Source organism: Aureimonas sp. AU22 (assembly GCF_001463745.1).
GTDB lineage: Bacteria > Pseudomonadota > Alphaproteobacteria > Rhizobiales > Rhizobiaceae > Aureimonas.
Window position 1 is genome coordinate 1 of record NZ_BBWJ01000036.1, and the last position, 11,938, is coordinate 11,938.

7 protein-coding genes are annotated in these 11,938 nt (G+C 67.8%); 2 read left to right on the forward strand and 5 right to left on the reverse strand.

Annotated features, from left to right (window positions below):
• Window positions 1-186: 186 nt before the first annotated feature.
• From AUL34_RS12490 to AUL34_RS12505, 4 genes are all read right to left on the reverse strand, one after another.
• On the reverse strand, window positions 187-1,053 hold the full coding sequence (locus AUL34_RS12490; RefSeq protein WP_061934280.1) for a hypothetical protein: 867 nt from the start codon (window positions 1,051-1,053) through the stop codon (window positions 187-189).
• Window positions 1,054-1,121: 68 nt separating this feature from the next.
• Window positions 1,122-2,699: a calcium-binding protein gene (locus AUL34_RS12495; RefSeq protein ID WP_061934282.1), complete on the reverse strand. Its 1,578-nt coding sequence runs from the start codon at window positions 2,697-2,699 to the stop codon at window positions 1,122-1,124.
• Between the two features lie 443 nt (window positions 2,700-3,142).
• Window positions 3,143-4,051, reverse strand: a complete 909-nt coding sequence (locus tag AUL34_RS12500) for an NAD-dependent epimerase/dehydratase family protein (RefSeq protein ID WP_061934283.1) — start codon at window positions 4,049-4,051, stop codon at window positions 3,143-3,145.
• A gap of 29 nt (window positions 4,052-4,080) precedes the next feature.
• The gene (locus AUL34_RS12505; protein ID WP_061934285.1) at window positions 4,081-7,980 is read right to left on the reverse strand and encodes a rhamnan synthesis F family protein; all 3,900 of its coding nucleotides are present in this window, start codon (window positions 7,978-7,980) and stop codon (window positions 4,081-4,083) included.
• Window positions 7,981-8,207: 227 nt separating this feature from the next.
• Between AUL34_RS12505 and AUL34_RS12510 the strand changes: the two genes are divergently transcribed.
• Window positions 8,208-8,969 carry a FadR/GntR family transcriptional regulator gene (locus tag AUL34_RS12510; protein WP_061934288.1) on the forward strand — a complete coding sequence of 254 codons (762 nt, stop codon included), beginning with the start codon at window positions 8,208-8,210 and terminating at the stop codon, window positions 8,967-8,969.
• A gap of 42 nt (window positions 8,970-9,011) precedes the next feature.
• Here AUL34_RS12510 and AUL34_RS12515 read toward each other — a convergent pair whose 3' ends face one another.
• A complete protein-coding gene (locus AUL34_RS12515) occupies window positions 9,012-10,358 on the reverse strand; it encodes an FAD/NAD(P)-binding protein (RefSeq protein ID WP_061934290.1) in 1,347 nt (448 codons plus the stop codon).
• 544 nt (window positions 10,359-10,902) lie between these two features.
• Between AUL34_RS12515 and AUL34_RS12520 the strand changes: the two genes are divergently transcribed.
• Window positions 10,903-11,934 (forward strand): sensor histidine kinase, encoded by a 1,032-nt coding sequence (locus AUL34_RS12520; protein ID WP_061934292.1) that lies wholly within the window; start codon window positions 10,903-10,905, stop codon window positions 11,932-11,934.
• Window positions 11,935-11,938: the final 4 nt, after the last annotated feature.

Sequence of the window (11,938 nt, forward strand, 5' to 3'; positions counted from 1 at the left end):
ACGCGTCGCGGACACCGCCCGCCACCCCTCCGAACGATCCCGGTGATCATTCGCGCCTGTTCGATGGGGCGGCGATGGGAAGGAGATTACCGGGGGACGCGATGAAGGGGGAAAGCGGGCGGACAGTTTTTCGTCGGTGACGGTGCGCTCGCAGCGCCCGTACCACACCTTACCTCCCGGCTGATGCTAACGCAGGGCGAGCAGGCGGCGGAACAGGCTCTGCTTCGCAGCTTCCTGCGGCGTCTCGCCTTCGAAGGCGTTCGCGACCGGCTGTCCCTTGTATCGAATGAGGAGGGGGACCGTCGTCGTCATCGGGTGCATGATGCCGTGCTCCCAAAGACCGTCTTCGCCCCAGCAGTCGCCGTGGTCGCCGCAGACGATGATCGTTCCGTCCATGTGACGCTGGAGGAGGGGGGCAAGCAGGCGGTCGGCGAATTCGAGGCAGGCCGTCTGCCGCACGCGGCAGTCGTCCGACCGGTCCTCGGTCTGGAACGGGATGCAGGGACTGTCGTCCGGCGACCAGTTCGCGCCTTCGTGCCAATAGGGCACATGGGTCTCGCCGACGTTCAGGAAGGTGAAGGTGTCGCCCTCGGCCTCGTCCAGTCGCTCGTCGATCCACGCGAGCTGCTGGCGCAAGTGATAGGGGCCTGGAAAGAAAAAGTGCTCGAAGCTCTCGCTGAGATGGACGCCGGTTGCGGTTTCCGGGTCGAACCAGCCCATCGCGGCAGCGCCGATGGTCGTGTAGCCGAGCCGACGGAAGCCTTCGACGATGTTGCGGCCCTGGAGCGAGTAGCCTTCGGTGCCCTTACCGGGAAACGAGGCGCCGGTCAGCTTGAAGAGCTTGCCGAACTTGGGGTCGAGAAAGGGTTGGGCGCTTCCGGGGATGCCAGGCGTGAAGCCGACGAACATCGCGGAATGGGAGCCGTAGGTGAAGTAGCTCGGTGACTGCGCTTTGTGGAGTTGGGCAAGTGCCTTGATGTTCGGCACTCGGCCTGCCGCGAACGTATCGTAGCGGCATGAGTCCAGGGTGATGAACAGGATCTGCTCAGCCACAGTTATTTCCCCTCCATAGCAAAAGGGGCGGCAATAGCCGCCCCTCTCGAAGGCATTTGATAGAGGTCTTAGGCGAAGGAGCCGACGTCGATCGTGCCCTGGAAACCGGTGACCTTGACGATGGCGTCAATGTCGCCAACAGCAGCGGCGTTCGCGTTGTCCACGGCGGACGACACGATGTAGCTCTCACCCTGATAGGTGAACAGCGTGGCGACCTGCGTGCCGTTAGCGTTGGTGCCTTCACCAGCGTCGATTGCCAGCAGCGTAGCCGCCTCGAGGGTGGCAGCGCTGTTGATTGCCGACACAGTCGCCGGAGCCGTGACCGTCGAAACAGCCGCAACCTGCGCCGTGAAATCGATCGTGTCAGTACCGAACGTCATATCCGTGATGGAGACAACATTGGTAGCGGTCGGCGCAACGAACGTGTAGCCCGAGAAGTCGAAGGTGTCTTCACCTTCGCCACCCGTCAGCGAGTGGACGCCCGAACCCGTCACGACGATGGTGTCGTTGCCGACGCCACCGAACACCGACGCATTACCCGTGCCCGTGACGGTGATGCTGTCATCACCGCCGAGACCGTAGATGGTCGCGGTCGCATCCGTGCCGGTGATCGACACCGAGATCGTGTCACCACCATCGACGGTGTCGCCCAGGCCGCTGCCGCCGTAGATGACGGCGTTGGCTTCAGCACCCGTCACGGACGCAGCGATCGTATCCGCGCCGATGCCGCCGTAGATCACGGACTCACCGGTCAGACCGGTCGCCGTGATGCTGTCGTCGCCCTGGCCGCCGTAGATCGTGTCGGCACCACCGCCGCCCAGGATCGTGTCGTTGCCCTGGTTGCCGAACAGCAGGTCATCGCCAGCGCCGCCGTCGATGCTGTCGTTGTCCTGGCCGCCGTAGATGGTGTCGTTGCCGGCGCCACCGCTGATGGTGTCACGGCCGAGATTACCGAACAGGACGTCGTTGCCGTCGCCGCCGAGGATGCTGTCAGCGCCCTGGCCACCGTAGATGGTGTCGTTACCGAGGCCGCCCGTCAGCGTGTCGTCACCAGCGTTGCCGACGAGCAGATCATTGCCGTCGCCGCCGGTGATGGAGTCAGCGCCGTCGTCAGCGTCGACGTTGCCGTTGCCGCCGTAGATGGTCACAGCTGCGGTTGCGCCGACAGCCGAGATCGTGTCTTCGCCCAGACCACCGTAAACGACCGAAGCGTTGCCGATGCCGGTAATCGAGTCGTCGCCAGCGCCACCGTAGACCACGAGGCTCTCGAGCCCGGCGCCAACAATAGTGTCGTTGCCTTCGTTGCCGAACAGCTTGCCGAAGTTGACCGTCCCGGTGATGCTGTCGTCGCCATCGAAGCCGAGAACAATCGCGCCGGACAGTGCGTCAGCGCCGGTGTCATCGCCATCCGTGCCGAAGTCGAAAGCGGTGATCGACTGGAAGTTCGTCGCGTTGAAGTTCGCAACATCCACACCCGTCAGCGTCAGCGACGCACCGGTAGCGGTGATGAAGGTCACCGTGAACGCGTCGCGATCAACAACGACGTTCGCGACGTTGCGCGGCGCAACGGCGAACACGAGCGTGTCGGTCGTGGTGTTGAAAGCGATCGTCTGCGAGGACGAGCCGTCAAAGGTGTAGTTAGCCATGTGTTCTCCTAGGAGCCCCAGTGAAAGGCAGGGCGCGGGCGTGCACACCGCGCACCCTCCCTGTAGTCGCCCCCCCGCCACGCCCAAAGTGACGAGAATGCTGGGGGAAGCTATGCACGGCCGGAAATGGACAGGCAAGGCGGATTATCAACCAATGGCTGCCGGCCGAAAACGGTGATGCAGCCGGGCAACAGGATCTAAGCCGTTGCAAAACCAAGGGAGTTTTCTGCCGCAGAGGCAACCGGGCGGTCGGTTATCTGGATAACAGAAAATTTTAATAAGAAAACAAACGTTTAACGTTGCACCACGGCGTGGATTGGCCTGGGAAACGTCGTCCATTGTCGCCTATGGCATATCGCGGCAGCTGCAACCCGTGCGCGTCCTTTTCGGCGTTGCCGCAATGTCGCACTGCAGCGAAGCTCGTGCGAAGCTGGAACGGTAACTCAGCCACGCAGCGTCAGCCGCAGCCCGTCCATGAACGGCGTCTTCGGCGACCAGCCGAGGAGGTCGCGGGCGAGGGTGATGTCGAGGACGTTGGCGTCGACGTCCGAATCGCGGTGGCCGCCGTCCTCGCGGGCGAAGCGCTGGCCGAGGACGTGCTCGACGGCCTCGATCACGTCCATGATGCGACGGCCTTCGCCTGAGCCGATGTTGATCGTGCGCATGGCGGCCGCCGGCGAGGCGATGGCGGCGGCGACGGCGTCCGCGAGGTCGTCGATATAGAGGAAGTCGCGGATCGCCTGGCCGCCGTTGATGATGCGCACGGGCAGCCCCTGCGCGTGGCGCTGGAGGAGGGCGGGGATGAGGCCCTGGCCCTTGCGGAAGGTCTGGCCCGGCCCGAACGGATTGGCGACGCGCAGCGTGACGTAGGGCATGGCGTGCAGCCGGCCGTACATGTCGATGTACTGCTCGACCACCAGCTTGGTCATGCCGTGGGAGGAGAGCGGGCGCGCCTCATGGGTCTCGGGGATCGGCAGCGTCTGCGGCTGGCCGTAGACCGTGCCGCCGGAGGACAGGAAGACGTAGCGCTCGATCTTCGCCGCGACGCAGGATTCGAGGAAGGAGACCTGCGGCAGCACGTTGTCGCGGATGTCGCTGACGGCGTAGCGATTCTGCAGGCCGGGCGAGGAGGTCGAGACGAGCTGGACGACGACGCGCACGTCGGTGAGCGCCGAGGCCATGGCGATGTCGTCGGCGAAATCGGCCTGCACCACCTCCACCTCGCGCGGCAGCGAGGCGAGGAAGGCGGGATCGAAATGGCGCGAGACGGCGCGCACGCGCTCCGGCCCCCGGGCGAGCCGCGCCACGAGATGGCGGCCGATGAAGCCGTTGGCCCCGAAGATGCCGATCATCGCTTCAAATCCTCACCTCGCGCGGCCCTCTAGCGAACCGAACCGGGGACGAGGGTCGTCGCGAACCGATAGCCGGCGGCCTCCGCCGCGAAGGGCATGAGGCGTTCCAGCGCGTGAAGCAGCGTGCCGTCCTTCGGCAGCGGCTCGGCGGGATAGTCCTCGGCCGAGAGGTTCAGGGCGAAGAGCGGCTCGAGCGCGGCCGGGCGCGCCCAGAACATGGTGCCGTTGGGGAAGTCGAAGGCATGGGGAAGCGGCAGCGGAAGCCCCATGCGTGCGCCGAGCCGTTCGGCCGCCTCGCGACCGCCGTCCCAGCCGACGATGTTGGGATCCTCGGGGAAGACGAGGCCGAGCGCCGGGTCGGCGGCGAAGGCGGCCGCGATGCGGTCGACCATGGGATAGCGGTCGCCGAGGAGATGCTCCCACAGGAAGGTGCGCCAGCGCTCGCCATAGGTGGCGTCGGCGCCTCGCGTGTGGAGGCTGCGCTTGCCGTGGAGATGGCCGACGAGGTCGTAGGCGCCGAGCGTTTCGCGGCCGAGCGCGGAGAGGAAGGGCGCGATGTCGCGGCCGCGATTGGACACCTGCAGGAGCTCGACGCGACCGTTGCGATAGCCGTGGCTGGCACCGCGCAGGGAGGCGAGGGCCTCCGTCGTATCCGTCGTCAGGAAGAGATCGCAAGGCAGCGTGTTGGCCGACAGGCGCTTCAGGAACTCCGGCAGGAGCTCGGGATAGTGGAAATGTCCGTGCAGCGCGAGCTTGAGGCCGGCCGGTGGCGCCGGGGCGGGCGCATCGGCGCGGATCACCGCGTGCCGCCAGGGGCCGTCCGGCCGGCCGAGCGCGGCGTAGTGCGCCAGCGGATCGTTGGCCACGGCGGGGTGCTCGGCCTCGAAGCGCAGCGGGTTGAAGCCGGGCACGGGACGACGCGGATAGGCGTAGGCCTCGGGCGCGCGGCCGCGTGTGCGCCGGGCGGACGCGGCGACATAATGGTCGAGCGCGGCGTCGCGGTCCATCGTCGGGTGGACCTCGCCGGTGTAGAAGTCGCGGTCGAAGAGGTCCGGCTCGGCGGCGATCGCCGCGCGATCCCCGCGGGCTCGCTCGGCGGCGGCGACCACGTCTTCGCCGAGGGCGGCGAGGCGCGCGACATAGACGTCCATGTCGAAGGTGCGGCGGGCGATGGCGGAGAGATCGGCCGAGACGGCGTCGTAGTGGGTGCGGTCGGTGGCGAGGCGGGCGAGTTCGGCGCCCGCCAGATGGGCGTCGAGATGGGGCACGACGAGCGAGCGGGCGGCGCCGCCCTCATTCAGGATGTCGGACATGCCGGTCGCCCCGTCGAAGCACACCACGGGCACGCCCCGCAGCGCCGCGTCGATCGACACGTTGGGCAGGGGGTCGAGGCGCGAGGGCAGGAGCAGCGCGTCCATGCGCTCATAGACCGGCTCGAGATCGGCGACGTTGTCGATGATCGCGAGGCAGTCGTCGAGGCCGGACAGCTCGATCTGCGCCTGGACATAGACGGAGAAGTTCAGGTCTTCGGTCGGCTTGTAGCCGTGGCCGATCCAGAGGAAGCGGAATTTGCGGTCGGGCGCGGCGTTGCGGGCGGCGAGCGCGGCGGCGACGAAGAGATCGACGCCCTTGCGCTGCTGCACCGTTCCCATGCCGAGCACAAGGAACGCGTCCTCGAAGCCGGGCGGGCGCAGGACGGTCAGGAGCGCGGGATCGTTGACCGCACCCTTGGCCTTGGCGTTCGCGACTTTCGGCACCACGGAGGGGCCTTGCGGAACGATGTCGCATGACCGCTTGCGCACGGCCTCGTATTCCAGTCGCGAGACCTCGTGGACGACGCGGGCGGGGAAGACGAGGCGGGACGCCGTCTCGTAGAGATCGTGCAGCAAGCCGGGTGGGCGGTAATAGGTCGAGAACTCGTGCACCAGCGCGATCGCTGGAACGCCCGCGCGCTCAAGCGCGACGGCGTAGTTGCGGGTCTCGACGCTGTTGGCGATGGCGAAATCGATGCGGTAGCGCCGGGTGATCTCGTCGATCACCGCCTCGGCCTCGTGCGGGTCGAAGCAGGCGGGGCGGCCGACCGGCCCGAGCGCGACATCCGAGGCGTGGACGAAGTTCTCCTGGAACTCGCCGCCCGCCATGATCAGCGTGACGACGTTGTGGGTGCGATGGAGGCGCTCGGCGACGTTCCAGGCGAGGATCGGCGCGCCCGTGCGCGAGGCCTCGTGGGCGATCACGAGGACCGTGCGGCGGGCCGGATCGAGCATGGCGGTGGGATAGGCCATGGCGGCCGCGGCCGAGACGCCGGCACGGCCTTCCGCGGCGCCGTGCAGGACGAAATGCACCAGGAGGCTCGGAACCGCTTCCGCAAGATCGGGATAGCGGACGGCGTAGAAGCGCGGATCGAAGCGCGGCGAGGGGCGGTGGCGGGCCGCCTCGCCGACGGTGATGTAGTGGAGGGCCGCATCGAGGCCGGACAGGCGAACGCCCGCTTCGCCGGAATAGAACGCTGGATCGAAGAAGGGACTGTTCAGGATCGCCTCGGCCTGACGGACCTCCTGCTCGGTGTAGTGCTGCCGGCCGTCCGTGGCCGCACCATCGTCGGACGCGCCGGCGCGGCGCTCAAGGACCGGAAGCGTCGCCGGGCGAGGCCGCACCATACCGCGCACGAGGCGCACGGCGGGACGAAGGCCGGAGCGAAGGCGGGTGCGCGTCGAAGGCGAGACGCGCTCGGCGAGGCGCCGGATGGGAGCGCTGGCGCGCCAGCTGAACGAGCCCAGCACCTGCTGGAGGCTGGCTTGCGACATCTGCCATGCCGTCTCCAGCCGGTCGCGATCGTCGCGAAGCTGTTCGCCCACCTTGCGCAGCGAGTCCCGTTCGGTGGTCAGAAACTCCGCATGGATACGCCAGCGGTCGGTCTCCGCTTCGTGCGCCTGGGAAACGTGGTCCATGTGCGCGGCATGCTGTTCGAGCGCATCGATGCGATCGTAGCGCGCGCCGAGAAGCCGGTTGGTGCCGTGGACGTAGCCGCGGAAGATACCCTCCGCGAGATCCAGCGTGGCGGATACGGCATCCAGTCGTGCAAGGGCGCTCGGGTCGTCCGCGTTGGCGATCAGCGCATCGAGAGCGCCCCACGTCTCGTCGACGAGAGCCTCCAGGGTGCCGGGCGCGGCCGGGGGGCGTCGGTCCGCCGCGTGATGGCGCAGGTCGCTGGAGAGGAAGTCCTCGATCGCGGGCGCGGCTTCCTCGAAGGAGCGCGGCCACGCGAGATCGAGATCGTCGGCGATGCGGGCGGCCACGGCGCGCCAATCGCGCATCACGGCATCGAACATCATGAAGGAGCGGGGGCGCCCGCGCGAGTCGCGCTCGGCCGCCAGCACATGCGAGAGCCAGAGGAGCAGACCCTTCTCCATCGGAAATTCGTTGCGCTTGGCCAGCGACTGCGCCACCTCGAACGGATCGCGCAAGGGGTGAAGCGTGGACACGGCGCGGCCGGCGGCCTCGATTGCCGGAATCCAGATCGGCAGGAGACGGCAGATGCGCGGATCCTTGACGAGCACCGCCGGCGCGTCGCCCAGTTCGTTCAAAGCCAAGCGGCGCAGGCGCTCGACGGCGCTCTCGGCCGCAGCCGAACGGAACGCGTCTGCGGGAATTCGCACCGCATCGTCGTAGGCGAAGCCGATCTCGCCGAGCAGGCGGTCGTCGAACTGCACGAAACGCCGGTTCTCGAAGAAGCCCTTCGGATTGTCGAAAGCGGGCGGGATCAGTTCGCCCGGCACGTCGATGCCGAGATGGCTCATCATCCCCGCGAGCGCCGAGGTGCCGCTGCGATGCATGCCGACGATGAGGACGGCGCGTCCCCGAGGCGTGACGGGCGAAACGTCGCCCTGGGCTTCGGTGGCGGCGGGGTCCTGTGCGTCTGAAGTCATTGCAATCCCTGGTCGCGGTCGGAGACGCTGCCTCCGTCTCGTTTCTTTGGCCCCCCCGGCGAACGATGGCAACAGATTTTGCCTTGCCGAGGCCCAACGGCGCACAGCGCAGCGGTTTCACCGTCGGGACGGCTTGCCAAGGCGGCCTGTCTCGTCGTCCACTCCGTTATTCGTGGTAAGGGTTTACGCAGGACTGGAGATTCGTCTCCGACGGGAGCGGAATTCGGGTGCCGGCAAGCGAGACCAACACAAGCGACAGGGGCGTTCGGCGCGGCCGCTCGCAGAGATTGCATGGATCGATCGCCCAGGAGATCGGAACGGCGATCCTGACCGGGGTCTATGCGCCGGGAGATCTCCTGGCCAACGAGGTCGACTTCAGCGAACGCTTGAGCGTGTCACGCACGGCCTATCGCGAGGCGGTTCGAATCCTCGCGGCCAAGGGGCTCGTCAGCAGTCGTCCCAAGGCGGGGACGCGCGTCAACGCGCGGAGCACCTGGAACTTCCTCGATCCCGACATCCTTCGCTGGATCTTCGAGAACGGGCCGCCGCCGCCGGCCTTCGTGCGCGAGCTGTTCGAACTGCGGCGGATCGTCGAGCCGGCCGCCGCCGGGTTGGCCGCCCTGCGCCATACGAAGGGCGATCTCGCCGAGCTTCGCGCCGCGCTCGATCTCATGGGGCGGCACGGCCTCGGCGTCGAGGAAGGCCGCAACGCGGACCGCGTGTTCCACGAGACCATCCTGCGAGCGACGCAGAACGAGGCACTGGGAACGCTGGCGAGCGGCATCGCCGCCGCCGTGCGCTGGACGACGCTGTTCAAATCGCGGGACGGGCGCATGCCGCGCGATCCGGTTCCAGAACATGCCAAGGTGCTGAATGCCATCGCGACGGGAGACGCGGAAGGCGCGCGCAGCGCGATGGAGAACCTCGTGGGCCTAGCCTTCCAGGACATCCGCTCCGTGGACCCGCGCCTCATCGACGAAAGCGCCTGAGTCTAGGCGAGGGCTTGGCGGAGCGATCCGGCCTTCGCCGGTTCAGGCCTCTGCTTGGGCGGCGTCCGCGACATCGGCGAGACGCGTCGCCAGCCGCCGGGCCTGCGCACGAATGTCCGGAACCGCGGTGATCTCCCAGAAGCGCGCCTTGGTCACGGGACCGACGGCGAAGACACGGCGCGAGGGGAGGCCGGCGCGGTCGACGAGGGCGCAGTCCGCCGCGACGTCGAGGCCGAGACCGAGCGTATCCTCGCGAGCCGTTCCCGACGCCAGAAGGCTGCCGACGAGGCCCGTCCCGTCTGCCTCGGGGCGCCGCAGGACGCCGGTACAATCAATGATGCGATCCACGACGAGGGACTCGTGCCCGCCGGCCCGGCGGCGGATCGCGACGCGGCAACGGCCGTTCTCCCCGGTCCTTTCGACGAGGCGGCCCGCGACGAGCGTGAGCAGACCGCTTGCCCGGACCTCATCCATCAACGACGCCATCTCCGGCGGCATCCGGTGGCGGTGGATATCCCAGAGGGTTCGGCCATGCCGCAGGAAGCGGGCTCGACCGTCGGCCGGCATCGCGTCCCAGATGGTGCTCGCATGCGGGCGCACCGCGTCCATGACCTCGCGCCAGTCGCGGCCCTCGGTTTGTGCCCAGCGGATCGTGCGGCGGAGCCAGCGCAGGAAGTAGGCGGGACCGGTGCCGAGCGGGATGTCGGCCGTATCGAGCTGCAGCGGGGAGGTCGGCGCGTGCACGCGCGGCAGGAGCGCCCGGCGCGACAGGGCCACGATCCGCCCGCGATGGCCGCGTCGATGCAACGATGCGACGTTGTCGATCATCGAGAGACCGGTCCCGAGGATCAGGACATCGTCGTCGTCGGCGATCCCCAGTTCGTCCGGCGAGGACCAGGCGTTGTCGTAGGGCGAGTGTTTCGCTGTCAGGGCGTGACCGATGGCGACGATCGCACGGTCCGCCGTTTCGACGATCCCGGACGACAGTGTCGCGGCGACACCGCGCGGGGTTTCCGTGATGCGGGTGCAGGTCTCGCGCACGATGCGCAGGCGACCGTCGCCGCCGTCTGCCAGCCAGTAGCGTACGAGGTCGCAGAGATAGCTGCGATAGAGGACGCGCGGCGCGAACGAGAACGGGCCTTCGAGCCGGGCGCGGGCCGCGTGGCCGCTTTCGGCGAGCCAGCGCCAGAAGTGCTGCGGATCGTCCTCGAAGGCGCTCATGTTCCCGGCGCGCGTGTTGAGGAGGTGCCCCGGATCGTCCGTGGAATAGGCGAGGCCCCGGCCGATGCCTTCGCTCGGCTCGACGATCGTGACCTCGAAGCGGCGGCCGGGGAGCCGAAGAAGGTGCGCGGCCGCAAGGACGCCGCTGGCGCCGCCGCCGACGATCACGATGCGCTCCGCCGGCGGGCGCGGGGCACTCGGTCGGGATGATGGGGCGTTTCCGGTTTCCGGAAGGCCGGAAGCCGATGGGGCAGGAATGGGAGACCCGGAGGCACTGACCATGCGTGATCCACCGCTCGTCTGGACCGAGCCTGCGGAGCGCGGTCGTTGCCTGAGGCGCGAGCCTAACAGGCTGATGGACCCGACGCGACGAACGCCATTTCTAAATCTACCATTTCGATAGAATTTTAAGCCCGGTTCGGCGTTACGACCCGTCGAGCTGATATGGACCGGCACACGTTTTCATCGCGGTCATTCGATGCGCTCCGATGTTCGGACGCAACGCGACGTTCGCGTCGCGGAAAAGGGCCGAGCTCGTCTCGCCTCGGGCTCAGCCGGTTCGTGTCGGGCGAAGGCGGCCGATCGCCTGTCGAAATCCGATCACGGCTCCTTGTACGAAAGCCTTTTCCGGGCTGCGATGCTCGTCGTTCTGGCGCTCGGTGGCGGTACGCGATAGAGGGCCTCGACTGGCTGAATGGGGAACCGGCGGGGAATGGTGTTCGAAGCGGCAAAATGGGTGCGCCGGTGCCCCGCGCGCGCCTGGGGGCTGGCGATCGTCGCGTTTGCGGCGGCGCTGATCCTGCGTTTCGCCTTCGATCATGCGCTGCCGGCCGGCTTTCCGTACCTCACCTTCTTTCCCGCCGTGATCCTGACGGCCTTCTTCGCGGGTTCCGCGCCGGGGCTCGCCTGCGCCGCCGCATGCGGGCTTGCCGCCTGGTACTGGTTCATCCCGCCGTTCGAGACCTTCGACTTCAGCCCGCCCGTCCGCATCGCGGTCGCCTTCTACGTCTTCGTCGTAGGAGTGGATATTCTCCTGATCCATGCGATGCACAGCGCCGTCGAACGGCTCGAGGCCGAGCGCGCGCTGAATGAGGACCTCCTGCTGCAGCAAAAGGCGCACCTCGAGGAAAGCCAGCGCCAGCAGAGGCAGCAGCGGGTTCTGCAGCGCGAGCTTTCGCACCGGATGAAGAACACGCTGGCGATGGTCCAGGCGATGGTCTCGCAGAGCCTTCGCAACGCCACCGACCCGAAGGACGCGGCCGACATGGCTTCGGCACGCATCCAGGCCCTGGCGCGCGCCCAGGACATGCTGACCGCCACCGACTGGGCAGCGTCCGACGTCCGGACGATCGTCACGTCGTCGATCGCGCCGCATGCCGATACTCCCGATCGGTTCAGGATGGCGGGCCTGCCGGTGGACCTCGGCGCGCGCCAAGCCCTCGGGCTCGCGCTGGCGATCCACGAACTCGCAACGAACGCGACGAAGTACGGCGCGCTGTCGACCGGTGAGGGTTTCGTTACCATCTCGTGGGATGTTGCAGACGGCGAGCGGTTCCGGTTCGCCTGGAAGGAAGAGGGTGGCCCGCCCGTGGTGGAACCGGAACGTCGCGGTTTCGGTTCACGGCTAACGGAACGGGTCGTTCCCGGCTACTTCCAGGGACAGGCGACCATCGTGTTCGCCGCGTCCGGACTCGTCTACCACCTCGACGGTTCGCTCGCCGCGGAGCGTCAAGAGCCAGCTTGAGCCG

Bases quoted from the DNA above. Each gene is read 5' to 3' on its own strand.
- AUL34_RS12495 (WP_061934282.1), bottom strand. From the start codon at position 2,699: ATGGCTAACTACACCTTTGACGGCTCGTCCTCGCAGACGATCGCTTTC.
- AUL34_RS12520 (WP_061934292.1), top strand. From the start codon at position 10,903: ATGGTGTTCGAAGCGGCAAAATGGGTGCGCCGGTGCCCCGCGCGCGCC.
- AUL34_RS12500 (WP_061934283.1), bottom strand. From the start codon at position 4,051: ATGATCGGCATCTTCGGGGCCAACGGCTTCATCGGCCGCCATCTCGTG.
- AUL34_RS12505 (WP_061934285.1), bottom strand. From the start codon at position 7,980: ATGACTTCAGACGCACAGGACCCCGCCGCCACCGAAGCCCAGGGCGAC.